The following is a 16,111-nucleotide window of genomic DNA, read 5'->3' on the forward strand; positions in this document are numbered from 1 at the left end:
AGCTCCTGAAGGGGGACGGGAGGCCGGTGCAGCAGCGCCGGCAGACACAGTGGCAGGCGCGGGGCCTACTTGGACGCGCCCATGACGAGGTCAGGGACGATGGTGACGATCTGCGGGAAGACCGTGATCAGGCCGATGCACACCACCAGGCAGAAGAAGAACGGGATGGCCGCCTTGGCGATGAGGTTGCTGTCCTTGCCTGTCATGTTCTGCAGCACGAAGAGGTTGAAGCCCACGGGGGGCGTGACCTCGGCGATCTCGACCAGCAGGATCACGAAGATGCCGAACCAGATCAGGTCGAAGCCGGCCTTCTCGATCATGGGCATCACCACGGCGGCGGTCAGCACGATCATGCTGATGCCGTCGAGCGCCGTGCCGAGCACCAGGTACACCCCCACCAGGCAGGCGATCAGCGCATAGGGCGACAGGTGCATGGAGTCGACCCAGGTGGCCAGCTCGCGCGGGATGCCGGTGAAGGCCATGGTCTTGGTCAGGAAGGCAGCGCCCGCCAGGATGAACATGATCATGCAGCTGGTGCGGGCCGAGCCGGCCAGGCCTTCCTTGAAGTTCTGCCAGGTCAGCGCCTTGCACCATGCGGCCAGGGCCAGGGCCCCCACCACGCCATAGGCCGCGCATTCCGTCGCCGTGGCCCAGCCGGCCACCAGGGACCAGCAGATGAACACGATGAGCAGTGCGCAGGGAATCAGGTTGCGCGACAGGTGCAGCTTCTCGCGGAAGCTCAACTCGGGCTCGTCCGGTGGCATGCGCTCCTTGTTGCGCACCGACCACCAGGCGATGTAGCCCGAGAACAGCAGCATCAGCAGCAGCCCGGGCAGAAAGCCCGCCAGGAAGATGCGGATGATGGAGGCATCGGCCGCCACGGCGTACACCACCATGGTGATGGACGGCGGTATCAGGATGCCCAGGGTGCCGGCCGTGGCCAGCGAGCCGATGGCGATGTTCTCGTCGTAGCCGCGCTTCTTGAGCGCCGGCAGCGAGACCTTGGCGATGGTGGCACAGGTGGCCGCCGAGGAGCCCGAGACCGAGCCGAAGATGCCGCAGCCCAGGATGGTGGTGTGGAACAGCCGCCCGGGCACCTTGCTGAGCCAGGGCGCCAGGCCGCTGAACATGTCCTCGCTGAGCCGGGTACGGAACAGGATCTCGCCCATCCAGATGAACAGCGGCAGGGCCGCTAGCTCCCAGCTCGCATTGCTCTCCCAGAAGGCGGAGAAGAGGTTCAGCCCGGCATGGCTGTTGGTGAAGAAGGCCTGCCCGATCCAGCCGCAGATGGCCAGCGTCATGGCGATCCAGACACCGCCGGAGAGCATGAGCAGCATGATCACCAGCAGGAAGGCGCCGATGGAAAGAATGTCCATGGTCATGCTCCTTAGAGGTCCGAAGAGAAGTCGCCCTTGGCGTGGCGCTCTTCCACCAGGCGCACGAAGGTGGGGACCCCGCCGCGCGCCACGATCCACCATTCGTCAACCACCGCCACGAGGAACAGGATGGAGCCGATGGCAAAGCTCAGCTGGGGGATCCAGACCGGCACCGCCCACAGGCCCTGCGCCACTTCGTTGAATTTCCAGCTCTCGTAGGTGAAGGCGCAGGCCCACCAGGTGAGGTAGCCGATGGCGAACACGGCCACCGTGAGGCAGACCATCTCGAACACGCGGCGCGATGCGGGAGAAAGCTTCTCCAGCACCAGCGTCACCCGCACGAAGTCGCCATGCTTGAAGGCGTGGGCCATGGTCAGGAACGCGGCGGCAGCGCAGAGCCAGGCCACCACGTCATTGATGGCACCGGTGGGAAAGCCGAACTGGCGCCCCAGGGACTGCACCACCATCAGCAAGCAGATGCCGGCGATGCACCAGGCACCGACGGTGCCGGCAATGTCGTAGCTGGCGTCGAGCACCCGCCGCAGCAGGTGTGGCGACACGGCCACCCCCGCCTGCACACCGGCAGGGGCCGGGGAAGTCTGGGTCAGGGAAGACATGGTGGCCCCATCACTTCCTGGTGTTGAAGGCTTCGATCACGGCCTTGCCTTCGTCGCCGGCAACCTTGATCCAGTCGGCCGTCATGCGCTCGCCGATCGGCTTGAATTCGGCCTTGAGACCTGCCGCCACGGTGTCCACCTGCATGCCCTTGGCGGCCAGTTCCTTGAGGTACTCCTGGTCCTTCTGCTCGCTCAGGGCCCAGCCGCGGCGCTCGGCAACGGCGGCCTGTGCGAGAACCGCGTCCTGCGTGGGCTTGTCCAGCGCATCGAAGGTCTTCTGGTTCACCACCACGGCATTGCGCGGCAGGAAGGCCGAGACGGCGTAGAAGTACTTCACGCTCTCGTAGAGCTTGCTCTCCACGCCGCTGGCGCTGGAGGTGAGGAAGTTGTCCACGGTGCCGGTGGTGAGTGCGGCGGGCAGCTCGGCCAGCTGGATGGTCACGGGCTGGGCGCCCACGGCCACGGCGATGCCCGAGGTGACGGGGTTGAAGGCACGCATCTTAGTGCTCTTCAAGTCCTTGAGCGCCGTGACGGGCTTGGTGGAATACAGGCTTTGTGCGGGCCAGGCCACGGTGTACAGCAGCTTCATGCCTTGCGTGGCCAGGGTCTTGTTCAGCATGGGGCGCGAGACCTGGTCCAGGCGCTTGGCGTCGGCGTAGCTGGTCGCCAGGAAGGGGATGGAATCGAGGCCGTAGGCCGCCGATTCATTGGCCGCGCCGGAAAGGATGAACTCGCCCGCCGGCACCTGGCCCGACTGCACGGTGCGCTTGATCTCGTTGGCCTTGAACAGCGAGGCATTGGGGTGTACGGTGATCTTGAGCTTGCCGCCCGTGGCCTTGTCCACGTCCTGTGCGAACTGCTGCAGGTTCTGCACCTGAAAGGTGTTGGCGGCGTAGCCCGAGGGCAGGTCCCACTTGGCCTGGGCCTGGGCGATGCCGGCGAACGCGAGGGCACACATACTGAAAGCGATGGTTTTCATGGGGAGGCTCCTGGTTTAGAAACTGGCGAGTTGGTGGTTGAGAAGGTCGGAGATCAGCATGCAGCCCGGGGCGTGGGTGATGCAGAACGCCGGCTGGGCGTGCAGGATGGCGGACTGGGGCGTGACACCGCAGGCCCAGAAGACGGGGATCTCGCCCGGCATCAGCGCCACGGCATCGCCGTAGTCGGGCTTGGTGATGTCGGCGATGCCGATGAGCGACGGGTCGCCGATGTGCACGGGCGCGCCGTGCACATTGGGAAAGCGCGAGGTCACCTGCACGGCGCGGATCACGTCGGCCGCCGGCATGGGCCGCATGGTCACCACCATGGCACCGCCGAAGGGGCCGGCCGGCTCGGTCTGCAGGCTGGTGCGGAACATGGCCACGTTCTTGCCTTCGTCGACATGGCGCAGGCGGATGCCGGCTTCGATCAGCGCCGACTCGAACGAGAACGAGCAGCCGAGGATGAAGGTCACGAGGTCGGGGCGCCAGAACGCAGCAATGTCCGTCACCTCCTCGGCCATCTCGCCATGGCGCCAGACGCGGTACAGCGGCACGTCGCTGCGGATGTCGATGCCCTGGCCCAGCGAAGGCAAGGAGAACTGGCCGGGCTCGCTCACCGCCAGCACCGGGCAGGGCTTGGGGTTGCGCTGGCAAAAGCGCAGGAAGTCGCCGGCCTGCACTTCGGGCAGGATGACCAGGTTGCCCTGCACATGGCCGTCGGCCAGGCCGCTGGTGTGCGAGGTCCACAGGCCCTGGCGGATCACGCTGCGCACGTGCGCGGCGTTGCTGCTTCCTGCGGAACCAAAGACTTGGGGGGTGTTGTTGTGTGTGGAGTCCACCGTGGGTTCCTTGCGTTGCGAAATGCCGGATGCGTGGCGATGGGTGGATTGTGTTGGCGGTGCATTGCCCCTGGCAAATTCAAAAAATTTCTCTTACCTCATCGATTTTTTCGATGCACTACGCTGGAGCACACTTCACCCAAGTTGGTGCTAAGTGGAAACCCTAGGGAGTCGAAGGACGCGCCGCGGGGTCCTTGCGGGCATGCGTGGATCTGGCCCAAAACAGCGCTCCACGGCGGTGGTGGAAGGGAGCAGCCCGGGGGCAGACGGGCGCGCTCTCCTGCTTGAATGGCACAGGCACGGGCATCCATGCGGCCGCCGGACTGCACCAACAACAGGCATGGCCGGGAGAAGAGTGCCGTCCAGGGCATGCGTTCTGCCGAAAAACGGAAGGCAGCCTGCTGCGCGACAGCCGAACCGGTCTGCGCCGACGCAGCGCCCGGTGTGCCTTGTCAGCCAGATTTCAGCTTTTGGCGCGGCCCTTGGTGCGCTCGGCCTGCAGTTCGACGAAGGCCAGGGCGGAACGCACCACCCCTTCCACGGCCGGCGAAGAGGGATCTTCGCGGTAGCTCAGGTGGATGGGCAGCGGGCGCAGCTCTGCCTCGCAGGCCAGCGGACGCAGGTCAGGAAAGGCCAGCAGCCGCTGCACGGCCTGGCGCGGCAGCGTGGCCACGCCAAAGCCGCCCTGCACCAGTTGCACCATGGCCGAGATGGAGGAGATGGTGTGCACGCAGCGTGGCTCCACCTGGGCCTGGCGCAGCACATCGAGCAGGGTCACGTGCGGCTGCGAGCCACGCTGGAAGGTCAGGATGTCCGTCTCGGCGAAATCCGCCAGCGCATAGCGCCGCTTGCGGTGCAGGGTGCTGTTGCCCACGAAGACCATTTCCATCGGCGTGAGCGCCTGGGTGCGTATGCCCTCGGCCGACGCGGGCAGCGCGGCGAACACCGTGTCCAGCGCGCCGCGGCGGATCTGGTCGAGCAGCACGGGCGTCGTCTCCACCGTGAGTTCAAGCTCCAGCAGCGGGTTGTCCTTGCGCAGCTGTTCGATCCACGGAATGAGCCAGGAGTGCAGCACCGATTCGATGGCACCCAGGCGGATCGAGACCTCCATGGGCCCACCCGACCCCATCTCGGCCTTGAGCTGGCGCTGCAGTTCGAGCATGCGCTTGGCGTAGGTGAGAAAGCGCGTGCCCGCCACCGTGAGCTTGAAGCGCTTGTCGCTGCGGTCAAGCAGCAGCACGCCCAGCTCTTCCTCCAGCGCCGCCACGCGGCTGGACATGGCCGACTGGGTGAGGAACAGCTTCTCGGCCGCGCGCGTCACGCTGCGCAGGGAAGCAACCCAGTAGAAGGCTTCGACGAAACGCAGGTTCATGGTTTTTCCGTGGGGCGGCGGCGCCAGGATTGTGCGCCTGCCAGGGAGCTGCGGAGCACCGAACGTGCCAGTGGCGCAAGCGGCCTGCCCTATTCTGCGAACAACGGCAGGTCGGCCTTCTTGAGCGTGCGCAGCACAAAGCTCGAACGGCTATGGCGTATGCCCTTGATCTTGTAGAGCTTCTCGCGCAGCAGGCGCTCGTAGTCGCGCGTGTCCTTGACCACCACGCGCAGCAGGTAGTCGTAGTCGCCCGAGACCAGGTGCGCCTCGATCACCTCGGGGATGCTGGCCAGCGTCTCGCCGAACTTCTCGAGCGTGTTGTCCGAGTGGCTGTCGAGCGTGACCTGCACCAGCACCGTGTCGGACAGGCCAAGGGCCTGCGGATTGAGCCGCACGGTGTAGCCCTGGATGACACCGGCCTCCTCCATCTTCTTGATGCGGCCCCAGCAGGGCGAGGGACTCAGGCCCACGGCCTGGCCGATTTCCTGCAGGCTGGCGCGCGCGTCACCCTGCAGCACAGCGAGAATTTTTCTGTCGAGGCGATCCATGGCCCCAATTATTCATGAATTTCCAAATTTGCAGCAAATTATTCTGCAATTCATGGATATCGAGTGAAAAATGGAAAGAACTGCTGCGCTCTGCAGCGCATACTTTGGACATCAAGGCGCTCTTACCGGAGCGCACAAACTGACAGGGCCCCGGACTGGTTACCGCCAGACCGGGGCACTTGGCAAACCGCAGCGGAGCAGCATGGCCTCCACCCCTCCTCCCGATCTCATGATCCGAGTGCATCCACGCCCTTCTATCGCCCTTGCGACCCCCGTGCGCTCGCAGGGCATTCATATGCACGCTTACCAGCACAAACCCCGATGCCCAGGGCATGTTGCGCCGCCATAATTTGGCGCAGGCGTGGAGCGGATGCTCCATTGCTTGCGAGGGGACACAACTCCCCGGCAGCCAGCCCAAGAATCAACAGGAGACACCATGCAATTGACCAGACTCGTCGTCGGCCTGAGCCTCGCGCTCGGCTTTGTGGCCACCGCTGCCGCGCAGACCACCATGCGCATCAGCATTTCCACGGCGCAGAACTCCCACCAGGGCGTGGCCATCGACACGTTTGCCAAGGAAGTCGAAAAGCGCACCGGCGGCCGCTACAAGGTGCAGACCTTCTACAACGGTGCCCTGGGCGGCGAGCGCGAATCGATCGAGGCGGTGCAATTGGGCACACAGGAGCTGGCCTTCAGCTCCACCGGCCCCATCCCGAACTTCGTGCCAGACACCAAGATCCTGGACGTGCCCTTCCTGTTCCGCGACAAGGCCCACGCCCGCGCCGTGCTCGACGGCCCCATTGGCCAGGAGATGCTGACCAAGTTCGACGCCAAGGGCTTCAAGGCCCTGGCCTGGGCGGAGAATGGTTTCCGCCACATGACCAACAGCAAGCGCGACGTGAAGGAGCCCGGCGACCTCAAGGGCCTGAAGATGCGCACCATGGAGAACCCCGTGCACATCGCCGCCTACAAGGGCTTTGGCATCATCACCACGCCCATGGCCTTCCCCGAAGTCTTCACGGCCTTGCAGCAAGGTACCGTGGACGGGCAGGAGAACCCCCTGCCCGTGATCATCTCGGCCAAGTTCGACCAGGTGCAAAAGCACCTGACGCTCACGGGCCACGTCTACTCGCCCTGCATCTTCGTGATGAACAAGGCCTCGTTCGACAAGCTGTCGGCCGCTGACAAGCAGGCCTTCCTCGACGCGGCCAAGGAAGGCACCAAGGCCAACCGCGCCCGCGTCGACGAAGACGATGCCAAGGGCGTGGCCGACCTGCGCGCCAAGGGCATGACGGTGATCGACAACGTGGACAAGGCCAAGTTCGTCGCCACCCTGGCGCCGGTGAACGCCGAGTTCGAAAAGCAGTTCGGCAAGGCCGCGCTCGACAAGATCCGCGACGTGAAGTAAACCGCCGCGCTCCGCAGTGCAGAACCAAACACCCCGTAGCAACGTCGCTGCGGGGGTTTGGTTTTTTCCTTTGATCCTTTCTCTTGCCGTGGCTGGCCCTGCCCCATGAAAAATGCTTTCCTGACCTTTGAGCGCTGGACGACCTCCATCGCCATGCTGGCCGCGTGCGCCATGCTGGCGCTGGCTTCGGCGCTAGGCATGTTCCAGATCATCACTCGGTTCGTGCTGGAGCAGCCCGCCGAATGGACCGAGGTGCTGATCCGCTTCAGCCTGATCTGGATGGTGTTCCTCGCCATCCCCGCCGCCTTTCGCCAGGGGGCGATGGTGAGTGTGGACGTGCTGTACCGGTGGAGCCCGCCCAGGATGCGGCGCGTGCTCGACTGGGTGGTGTCCCTCGCCGCGCTGGCGCTGATCGGAGTGATCATCTGGTGGGGTTGGGACTATTCCGTGCGCGGCGGCGTGCAGAGCATGGCCGGCCTGGAGTCGGTATCGATGTTCTGGGCCTACCTGGCCATGCCTGTCGGTGGCCTGTTCTGCGTGGTCGGCATCATCGGCAACCTGATCGATCCCCTGCGCATGGAACTGGAGACCGCCCAATGAGCCTGGTCATGATTTCAACGATGGTGCTGTGCTTTGCACTGACCATTTCGGTAGCGGTTTCCATCGGCCTGGCGTCCATCCTGGGCATCCAGGCCTCCAATGCCAACATGCTCATCTCCGTCAAGGAGATGTTCGGCTCGATCAACAAGTTTCCGCTGGCGGCCATCCCCTTCTTCATCCTGGCGGGCAACCTGATGGAAACCGGCGGCATCTCGCGCCGCCTGGTCGAGTTCGCCAAGAGCATCGTGGGTGGCGTGCAGGGCGGCCTGCCCATGACCTGCGTGCTCACCTGCATGATCTTCGCGGCGGTGTCTGGCTCGTCGGTGGCCACCACCTTCGCCATTGGCGCCATCCTGATCCCGGCCCTCATCAAGCATGGCTACCCCACGAGCTATGCCGCGGCGCTGCAGGCCACCAGCGCGGAGCTGGGCGTGATCATTCCGCCCTCCATCCCGATGATCCTCTACGGCGTGAGCGCCGAGGTATCCATCGGCGAGCTGTTCATCGCCGGCTTCGGCCCCGGGCTGCTGATCAGCTTCGCGCTGATGCTCTTCGTCTGGGCCTACTGCAAGTGGAAGGGCTGGGGCAAGAACGATGGCGAAGGCCGCATGTCTTTCGGCAAAGCCACACTGCAGGCCGGCTGGGCGCTGCTGATGCCGGTGATCATCCTGGGCGGCATCTACGGCGGCGTGTTCACCCCGACCGAGGCCTCGGCTGTGGCGGTGTTCTACGCGCTGATCGTGGGCGTGGTGATCTACCGCGAGATCCGCATCAAGGACCTGTTCGCCATCCTGCGCAAGTCGGCGATCTCCTCGGCGGTGATCATGTTCATCATCGCCAACGCGGGGCTGTTCGCCTTCCTGATCACCCGCGCGGGCGTGCCCGACGCGATCGGCCGCTGGCTGGAGTCGGTGCTGCAATCGCCCACCCTGTTCCTGCTGGGTGTGAATGCGGCCCTGTTCGTGATCGGCATGTTCATCGAGACCAGTGCCGCCATCATCGTGCTGGCCCCCATTCTCGCGCCCGTGGCCATGCACTTCGGCGTGGACCCCGTGCATTTCGGGCTGATCATGGTGGTGAACCTCGCGCTGGGCATGATCACGCCGCCCTTCGGCGTGAACCTGTTCGCAGCCTGCACGGTGGCGCGCATCTCGCTGGACCGGATCATCAAGCACCTGCTGCCCTTCGTCTGCGTGATCCTGGTGTGCCTGATGTTCATCACCTACATTCCGGGCATTTCGCTCACCTTGCGCGATCTGGTGTATTCAAAGTAGGTAGAATCCGCCGGGTCAGGAGAGAGCCTTCCCCAGCAATGGTGAGGGGGCCGCCGAAGGCGCAGGGACACCCCGAACGCTCAGGCAAAAGGACTGGCAACCGCCTGCAGGGATGCAGGCGTTCCCTTGCTGGAGAGAGGTGGCCGCGCAGCACAGCGCGCAGGCCACCCACCGAAGGAGCAAGCCGCAGCCGCCAGCCAGGGCGGTGCGGTGAATCTCTCAGGTAAAGCGGACAGCAGGGCAAATCCCGCAATCCATGAATGGGTTGCGGCTTTCATTTGCCCGGAGTCCGCCCCATGTCTGCCCCTGCCACCGCCCCCCTGCTCACCACGCCCCTGAACGCCCTGCACCTGGAGCTGGGCGCCCGCATGGTGCCGTTCGCGGGCTATTCCATGCCCGTGCAGTACCCCGCCGGCCTGATGGCCGAGCATGTACACACCCGCACCGCAGCAGGTCTGTTCGACGTGTCGCACATGGGCCAGCTCCAACTCATCGGCCCGGATGCCGCCGCTGCCTTCGAGACCCTGGTGCCCGTGGACGTGGTCGACCTGCCCGTGGGCAAGCAGCGCTACGGCCTGCTCCTCACCGACGAGGGCACCATCATCGACGACCTGATGTTCTTCAACCAGGGCAACGACACGCTGTTCGTGATCGTCAACGGCGCCTGCAAGGTGGAAGACATCGCGCATATCCAGGCGCGCATCGGCCAGCGCTGCGAGGTGGTGCCCATGCCCGACCATGCCTTGCTGGCACTGCAGGGCCCGCAGGCCGTGACCGCCCTGGCGCGCCTGGCCCCGGGCATCGAAAAACTGGTGTTCATGACCGGTGGCAGCTACGCCATCGCCGGGTGCGACTGCTTCGTGACGCGCAGCGGCTACACGGGCGAGGACGGTTTCGAGATCTCGGTGCCCGCGGCCCAGGCCGACACGCTGGCCCGCGCCCTGCTGGCCCAGCCCGAGGTGAAGCCCATCGGCCTGGGCGCACGCAACTCGCTGCGCCTGGAAGCCGGCCTGTGCCTGTACGGCAACGACATCGACACCACCACCACCCCACCCGAGGCGGCGCTGAACTGGGCGATCCAGAAGGTGCGGCGCACCGGTGGTGCGCGCGCAGGCGGCTTTCCCGGTGCCGACAAGGTGCTGGCGCAGATCGACAACCCCGCCAGCCTGGCGCGCAAGCGCGTGGGCCTGGTGGCGCTGGAGCGCGTGCCCGTGCGCGAGCACACCGAATTGCAGAGCACCGATGGCCAGAAGATCGGCGAAGTCACCAGCGGCCTGCTCGGGCCCACGGTCAACGAACCCGTGGCCATGGGCTATGTCACGCCTGCGTTTGCCGCCATCGGCACCCGCGTGCACGCCATCGTGCGCGGCAAGGCCGTTCCCATGGAGGTGCGCGCCATGCCGTTCACCCCCGCCAACTATTTCCGCGGCTGATTTCACACCGCTGCGGGCCCGGCCCGCTACATTGCTGATTCCTTCATTTTTTCAAAGCCACAGGAGCTTTCCCCATGACCGTCAAATTCTCCAAAGACCACGAATGGATCAACGCCGCCGACGCCAACTCCGCCGTCGTGGGCATCACCGTGCACGCCCAGGACGCCCTGGGTGACGTGGTGTTCGTGGACCTGCCCGAAGTCGGCAAGAGCTTTGCCCAGGGCGAAGTGGCCGGCGTGGTCGAGTCCGTGAAGGCCGCCGCCGACGTGTACATGCCCGTCTCGGGCGAGATCGTCGAGGTCAACGAAGCCCTGCGCGCCGACCCCTCGCTGGCCAATTCCGATCCCCTGAACACCGGCTGGTTCTTCAAGGTCAAGCTCAGCGATGCCGGCCAACTGGACGCACTCTTGAGCGAAACCGACTACACCGAGTTCGCCAAGAACGCCTGACGCGAATTGGGCTTCGCCCGGCTAACGTCGTTGGGTCGCCTTGCCGTGCCACAGCACTGTCTGCGTCTCCCCGCCTAGTTATCCGGCCGAATCCCAATTCGCTTGCCGCCCTGCCCTCCTCTGACGAAGCCTGAGACCTGCCCCATGTTGATGCAATCCGCCCTGCCGCTCGGCGCGCTCGAAAACGCCACCGAATTCCTGCCCCGCCATATCGGCATCGATGCGGCCGACGAAGCACACATGCTGTCGGTGATCGGCGAGGCCTCGCGCCGTGCCCTCATCGAAAGCATCGTGCCGCGCTCGATTGCACGCAGCACGGCCATGGACCTGCCGCTGCCCGTGACGGAAGCGGCGGCCCTGGCAGAGCTCAAGGCCATGGCAGGCAAGAACCAGGTGCTGCGCAGTTTCATCGGCCAGGGCTACTACGGCACGCACACGCCGGGCGTGATCCTGCGCAACGTGCTCGAGAACCCGGCCTGGTACACGGCCTACACGCCCTACCAGGCCGAGATCTCGCAGGGCCGCATGGAGGCCCTGGTCAACTTCCAGACCATGGTCTGCGACCTGACCGGCATGCCCATCGCCAACGCTTCCATGCTCGACGAGGCCACGGCCGCGGCCGAGGCCATGACCTTGGCCAAGCGCTCGGTCAAGAGCAAGAGCAACCGCTTCATCGTCGCCGGTGACGCGCACCCGCAGACCATCGAGGTCATCCAGACCCGTGCCAAACCGCTCAACATCGAGGTGGTGCTGGCGAACTCCGCACCCGAGTGGCATGCGGCGCTCGACGGCGAATACTTCGCCGTGCTGGCCCAGTACCCCGCCACCAGCGGCCGCATCGACGACCTGCGCGCCGACGTCGAAAAAGCCCATGGCAAGCAGGCCGCCTTCATCGCCGCGGCCGACCTGCTGGCGCTGACCCTCATCACCCCGCCCGGCGAATGGGGCGCCGACATCGTGGTCGGCACCACCCAGCGCTTTGGCATGCCCATGGGCGCGGGCGGCCCGCACGCCGCCTACATGGCCTGCCGCGACGAATTCAAGCGCTCCCTGCCCGGCCGCCTGGTCGGGGTGAGCGTGGACACCCATGGCAAGCCCGCCTACCGCCTGGCGCTGCAGACGCGCGAGCAGCACATCCGCCGCGAAAAGGCCACCTCCAACATCTGCACGGCCCAGGTGCTGCCGGCCGTGGTGGCCAGCATGTACGCCGTGTACCACGGGCCCGAGGGCTTGAAGCGCATTGCCCAGCGCGTGGCCAGCTACACCGCCATCCTGGCCAAGGGCCTGGAGCAACTGGGCGCCCCCGTGCGCCCGCAGGCCACGTTCGACACCCTGACACTCAAGACCGATGGCGCCACTGCGGCCATCGCAGCGCGCGCCGTGCAACTGGGTGCCAACCTGCGCGTGTACTTCGAGCACTACCTGTGCATCTCGCTCGACGAGACCACCACCCGTGCCGACATCGCCCTGCTGTGGAAGGTCTTCGCCAAGGACGGCCAGGCCCTGCCCACCTTCGATGCGTTCGAGAAGGGCGTGGAGCCACTGATCCCCACCGAGCTGCGCCGTACCAGCAGCTACCTCACGCACCCGGTGTTCAACACCCACCACAGTGAGACCGGCATGCTGCGCTACATCCGCCAGCTGTCCGACAAGGACCTGGCGCTGGACCGCAGCATGATCCCGCTGGGCAGCTGCACCATGAAGCTCAATGCCACGAGCGAGATGATCCCCATCACCTGGCCCGAGTTCGCCCAGGTACACCCCTTTGCCCCCGCCAATCAGCTCGAAGGCTACCGCGAGCTCGACGAGCAACTGCGCGCCTGGCTGTGCCAGGCCACGGGCTACGCCGGCATCAGCCTGCAGCCCAATGCCGGCTCGCAGGGCGAGTACGCGGGCCTGCTGGCCATCAAGGCCTACCATGAGGCCCAGGGCCATGGCCACCGCAACATCTGCCTGATCCCCAGCAGCGCGCACGGCACCAACCCCGCCAGCGCGCAGATGGTGGGCATGCAGGTGGTGGTGACCGCCTGCGATGCCAACGGCAACGTGGACATGGCGGACCTGCAGGCCAAGTGCGAGCAGCACAGCGACAACCTGGCCGCCGTGATGATCACCTACCCGAGCACGCACGGCGTGTTCGAGACCCAGGTCAAGGAGCTGTGCGCCCTGGTACACCAGCACGGCGGCCGGGTCTACGTGGACGGTGCCAACATGAACGCCCTGGTGGGCGTGGCTGCCCCCGGCGAGTTCGGCGGCGACGTGAGCCACCTGAACCTGCACAAGACCTTCTGCATTCCCCACGGCGGTGGCGGCCCCGGCGTGGGCCCCGTGTGCGTGGTGGCCGACCTCGTGCCCTACCTGCCCGGCCATGCCACGGCTGGCGTGCCCGGTGGCGTGGGCGCCGTCTCGGCAGCCCCCCTGGGCAATGCCGCCGTGCTGCCCATCAGCTGGATGTACTGCCGCATGATGGGCGCCGAAGGCCTGCAGGCCGCGACCGAGACTGCCATCCTCTCGGCCAACTACATCAGCGCGCGCCTCAAGGACCACTACCCCACGCTGTACGCGAGCGCCAACGGCCATGTGGCGCACGAGTGCATCCTGGACCTGCGCCAGTTGAAGGACACCAGCGGCGTGATGGCCGAGGACGTCGCCAAGCGCCTTATCGACTACGGCTTTCACGCGCCCACGCTGAGCTTCCCGGTGCCCAACACGCTGATGGTCGAGCCCACCGAGAGCGAGACGCTGTTCGAGATCGACCGCTTCATCGACGCGATGATCGCCATCCGCGAAGAGATCCGCCAGATCGAAGCCGCCGCCTGGCCGCAGGACAACAACCCCCTCAAGAACGCGCCGCACACGGCGGAGAGCCTGCTCACCGGCGAGTGGACACATCCGTACTCGCGTGAGACGGCGGCCTATCCTGTGGCGGCTCTGCGCAGTGCCAAATACTGGTCGCCTGTGGGGCGGGTGGACAATGTGTGGGGGGATCGCAATCTGTCTTGCAGTTGCATCCCGGTCAGCGACTACGCTTGAGCTGCTGAATCGCTTTGTGCGGCGGGGGCTATGGTTGCTTCCGTTCTTTTGCTGACGGCGGAGGCCGGGTCTCGGCCCGGCGGCCGAGGTACCTTTCTTTGCGTCGCCAAAGAAGCGTACCCCAAAGGAAGGCGACCCCGCTGCCCGTGTCAGAAGGGGGTGGGAGCGGGCTCCACTCGGGCCATTGCTTCGCTCGGCCCCAACTGCCTCGCTGCGCTTGGCCTGGACAGGGCGGCTGCGCCCCAGCCGTCGGCAGCGCGCAGCGCGACCCGACACCCGGCGTAGCTGCGCAGCAGCAGCCGTATTTGACCCCGCTCCCCACCCCTGCTGGCTGCGCCGAGAAGCGCAGGGGCTGGGGTGGGCGTGTGTGCCGAAGGACACACACGCTTCGTGATCTGGCTTGCCGCAGCTGTTTGAGCGGAGTTCGAAGAACGCAGCGAGTTCTGCGGCACCACCCCAGATCCGAGCATCGCAGGCTGCCCCCATCGCCCGGCGGGCGATGGGGGACGCAGACTGGGGGCCGCCTTCTCTTTGGTGACTTTCTCTTGGCGGCCAAGAGAAAGTTACTGCGCCGCCGGGCGCACATCCCGGCCTCCGCCCTCGGCAAAGAAACAGCAGCAACCACCGAAACAACAGAGAGCGGACACCCACAAGAACACGACTAAGATCGCGCCTGTCCAAAATATTCAGGAGAACCCCTTGCGCAATACCCTGTGCCTGCTGCTCGCCAGCCTCGTGATCGCCCCCGCCGCCCTGGCCCAGCAAGCCGCCAAGCCCGTCACCACCGCCAGCGGCCTGGTGTATGAATCGCTCAAGGACGGCACCGGCGAATCGCCCAAGGCCACCGACACCGTCAAGGTGCACTACAAGGGCACCTTCCTCGATGGCAAGGAGTTCGACAGCTCCTACAAGCGCGGCGAGCCTACGTCGTTCCCCCTGAACCGCGTGATCCCCTGCTGGACCGAAGGCGTTCAGCGCATGAAGCCCGGCGGCAAGGCCAAGCTGACCTGCCCACCCGCCATTGCCTACGGCGCCAACGGTGCCGGCGGGGTGATCCCGCCCAACGCCACGCTGAACTTCGAGATCGAACTGATTTCCGTCGGCAAGTAAGTTCCCGGCGCACAGGCCCCCGCCACATGCTGCTGAAAGTCGGTGAACTGGCCCGCCGCACCGGGTTGACGGTGCGCACCCTGCACCACTACGACGAGATCGGCCTGCTCGCGCCCTCGGGCCGCTCCGAGGCCGGCTACCGCCTGTACAGCCAGGCCGACGTACAGCGCCTGCACGGCATCCAGACCATGCGCCAGATGGGCCTGGCACTCAGCGACATTGGCGAGCTGCTGGCCGGCGAAGGCATGGCGCCCGAGCGCATCATCGGCCAGCAGATCCGCGCGCTGGACCAGCAGATCACGCAGGCCACCGAACTGCGCGGGCGGCTGGCCATGCTGCGCGACGGTCTGATGGCCGGCGCCGAGCCCGACATGGGCAACTGGCTCGAAGCGCTGGCGCTGATGACCACCTACGGCAAGTACTTCAGCTCGGCCGAGCTCAAGCAGATCTTCACCAGCTGGAGCCTGATCGAGGCCGACTGGCTGGTGGTCAAGGACCTGGTGCGCAGCGCCATGGACCGCCAACTGCCACCCGACAGCCCCGAAGTCCAGGCCCTGGCCTACCGCTGGATGGCGCTCATGCTGCACTGGATGGGGGGCGACATCGACCTGCTCGACCGCTGGGGCCACATGTTCCGCACCGAGCCCAGCACCCAGGGGCGCAACCATGCGCCGCCCGGCGACATGATCGAGTTCGTCGAAACGGCGATCAAGCTGCGCATGGCCCTGCTGGAAAAGTACGTGACCCGCGACGATCTGCGCGGCCTGGGCCACGTGCCCCATGCGCAGTGGGCCGAACTGGAAGCAGACGTGCGGCAACTGCTGGCGCAGGGCCTGCCCGCGCACCACCCGGATGCCATCGACGCTGCCCAGCGCTGGGACCGTCTGTTTGGCCAGTTGACGGGCGGCAGCTCCGCGCTGCGCCACAAGCTGATTGCAGCGTCTGAGCAGGAACCCTTGCTGCAGGCGGGCTCGCCCCTGAGTGCGCCCGTGCGCGCCTACCTGCAGGCGGCTCTGGTCCCTGCAGCGGCAGCACCATCGCCGAAAAAAGTGCGCCAAAAGGCTTGACCCTC

General features: G+C 65.9%; 14 protein-coding genes and 2 riboswitches. Of the genes, 8 read left to right on the top strand and 6 right to left on the bottom strand.

The genetic code is table 11. The features are described 5' to 3' along the window. Positions 1–65: 65 nt before the first annotated feature. The 6 genes from AC0IZS_RS30555 to AC0IZS_RS30580 all read right to left on the bottom strand — a co-directional run bounded on the left by AC0IZS_RS30555 (position 66) and on the right by AC0IZS_RS30580 (position 5,732). The gene (locus AC0IZS_RS30555; RefSeq protein ID WP_471639099.1) at positions 66–1,376 is read right to left on the bottom strand and encodes a TRAP transporter large permease; all 1,311 of its coding nucleotides are present in this window, start codon (positions 1,374–1,376) and stop codon (positions 66–68) included. Between the two features lie 11 nt (positions 1,377–1,387). Further along, positions 1,388–1,921 (bottom strand): TRAP transporter small permease subunit, encoded by a 534-nt coding sequence (locus AC0IZS_RS30560; protein WP_471639606.1) that lies wholly within the window; start codon positions 1,919–1,921, stop codon positions 1,388–1,390. 82 nt (positions 1,922–2,003) lie between these two features. After that, positions 2,004–2,972 carry a TRAP transporter substrate-binding protein gene (locus tag AC0IZS_RS30565; protein WP_471639100.1) on the bottom strand — a complete coding sequence of 323 codons (969 nt, stop codon included), beginning with the start codon at positions 2,970–2,972 and terminating at the stop codon, positions 2,004–2,006. Positions 2,973–2,987: 15 nt separating this feature from the next. Next, on the bottom strand, positions 2,988–3,812 hold the full coding sequence (locus AC0IZS_RS30570) for a putative hydro-lyase (RefSeq protein WP_471639101.1): 825 nt from the start codon (positions 3,810–3,812) through the stop codon (positions 2,988–2,990). A 463-nt stretch (positions 3,813–4,275) separates the two neighbouring features. Then, positions 4,276–5,184: a LysR family transcriptional regulator gene (locus tag AC0IZS_RS30575; RefSeq protein WP_057269790.1), complete on the bottom strand. Its 909-nt coding sequence runs from the start codon at positions 5,182–5,184 to the stop codon at positions 4,276–4,278. A gap of 89 nt (positions 5,185–5,273) precedes the next feature. Next, positions 5,274–5,732 (bottom strand): Lrp/AsnC family transcriptional regulator, encoded by a 459-nt coding sequence (locus AC0IZS_RS30580; protein WP_007860247.1) that lies wholly within the window; start codon positions 5,730–5,732, stop codon positions 5,274–5,276. 436 nt (positions 5,733–6,168) lie between these two features. On the opposite strand from AC0IZS_RS30580, the gene AC0IZS_RS30585 reads away from it, so the two are divergent. From AC0IZS_RS30585 to AC0IZS_RS30620, 8 genes are all read left to right on the top strand, one after another. Further along, positions 6,169–7,140, top strand: coding sequence for a TRAP transporter substrate-binding protein (locus tag AC0IZS_RS30585; protein WP_471639102.1), 972 nt, complete (start codon positions 6,169–6,171; stop codon positions 7,138–7,140). A 105-nt stretch (positions 7,141–7,245) separates the two neighbouring features. Next, the gene (locus AC0IZS_RS30590; RefSeq protein ID WP_471639103.1) at positions 7,246–7,740 is read left to right on the top strand and encodes a TRAP transporter small permease; all 495 of its coding nucleotides are present in this window, start codon (positions 7,246–7,248) and stop codon (positions 7,738–7,740) included. After that, the gene (locus tag AC0IZS_RS30595) at positions 7,737–9,014 is read left to right on the top strand and encodes a TRAP transporter large permease (RefSeq protein WP_471639104.1); all 1,278 of its coding nucleotides are present in this window, start codon (positions 7,737–7,739) and stop codon (positions 9,012–9,014) included. Before AC0IZS_RS30590 ends, AC0IZS_RS30595 begins: the two co-directional genes overlap by 4 nt. 14 nt (positions 9,015–9,028) lie before the next feature. Continuing rightward, positions 9,029–9,112, top strand: a riboswitch (glycine riboswitch). 21 nt (positions 9,113–9,133) lie between these two features. Further along, positions 9,134–9,260: riboswitch (glycine riboswitch) on the top strand. A 50-nt stretch (positions 9,261–9,310) separates the two neighbouring features. Further along, positions 9,311–10,447 carry a glycine cleavage system aminomethyltransferase GcvT gene (gene gcvT / locus AC0IZS_RS30600; protein ID WP_471639105.1) on the top strand — a complete coding sequence of 379 codons (1,137 nt, stop codon included), beginning with the start codon at positions 9,311–9,313 and terminating at the stop codon, positions 10,445–10,447. A gap of 74 nt (positions 10,448–10,521) precedes the next feature. After that, on the top strand, positions 10,522–10,896 hold the full coding sequence (gene gcvH, locus AC0IZS_RS30605) for a glycine cleavage system protein GcvH (protein WP_471639106.1): 375 nt from the start codon (positions 10,522–10,524) through the stop codon (positions 10,894–10,896). 144 nt (positions 10,897–11,040) lie between these two features. Continuing rightward, positions 11,041–13,929 (top strand): aminomethyl-transferring glycine dehydrogenase, encoded by a 2,889-nt coding sequence (gene gcvP, locus AC0IZS_RS30610; RefSeq protein ID WP_471639107.1) that lies wholly within the window; start codon positions 11,041–11,043, stop codon positions 13,927–13,929. Positions 13,930–14,628: 699 nt separating this feature from the next. Beyond that, a complete protein-coding gene (locus tag AC0IZS_RS30615) occupies positions 14,629–15,039 on the top strand; it encodes an FKBP-type peptidyl-prolyl cis-trans isomerase (RefSeq protein WP_145697227.1) in 411 nt (136 codons plus the stop codon). 26 nt (positions 15,040–15,065) lie between these two features. Then, the gene (locus tag AC0IZS_RS30620) at positions 15,066–16,106 is read left to right on the top strand and encodes a MerR family transcriptional regulator (RefSeq protein ID WP_471639108.1); all 1,041 of its coding nucleotides are present in this window, start codon (positions 15,066–15,068) and stop codon (positions 16,104–16,106) included. Positions 16,107–16,111 lie beyond the last annotated feature (5 nt).

Source organism: Acidovorax sp. AC410 (assembly GCF_979253235.1).

Coding starts and splice junctions, on each gene's coding strand:
- AC0IZS_RS30555 (WP_471639099.1), bottom strand. CDS start 1,376: ATGGACATTCTTTCCATCGGCGCCTTCCTGCTGGTGATCATGCTGCTC.
- AC0IZS_RS30565 (WP_471639100.1), bottom strand. CDS start 2,972: ATGAAAACCATCGCTTTCAGTATGTGTGCCCTCGCGTTCGCCGGCATC.
- AC0IZS_RS30620 (WP_471639108.1), top strand. CDS start 15,066: ATGCTGCTGAAAGTCGGTGAACTGGCCCGCCGCACCGGGTTGACGGTG.
- gcvH (WP_471639106.1), top strand. CDS start 10,522: ATGACCGTCAAATTCTCCAAAGACCACGAATGGATCAACGCCGCCGAC.
- gcvT (WP_471639105.1), top strand. CDS start 9,311: ATGTCTGCCCCTGCCACCGCCCCCCTGCTCACCACGCCCCTGAACGCC.
- AC0IZS_RS30590 (WP_471639103.1), top strand. CDS start 7,246: ATGAAAAATGCTTTCCTGACCTTTGAGCGCTGGACGACCTCCATCGCC.
- AC0IZS_RS30595 (WP_471639104.1), top strand. CDS start 7,737: ATGAGCCTGGTCATGATTTCAACGATGGTGCTGTGCTTTGCACTGACC.
- AC0IZS_RS30575 (WP_057269790.1), bottom strand. CDS start 5,184: ATGAACCTGCGTTTCGTCGAAGCCTTCTACTGGGTTGCTTCCCTGCGC.
- gcvP (WP_471639107.1), top strand. CDS start 11,041: ATGTTGATGCAATCCGCCCTGCCGCTCGGCGCGCTCGAAAACGCCACC.
- AC0IZS_RS30580 (WP_007860247.1), bottom strand. CDS start 5,732: ATGGATCGCCTCGACAGAAAAATTCTCGCTGTGCTGCAGGGTGACGCG.
- AC0IZS_RS30585 (WP_471639102.1), top strand. CDS start 6,169: ATGCAATTGACCAGACTCGTCGTCGGCCTGAGCCTCGCGCTCGGCTTT.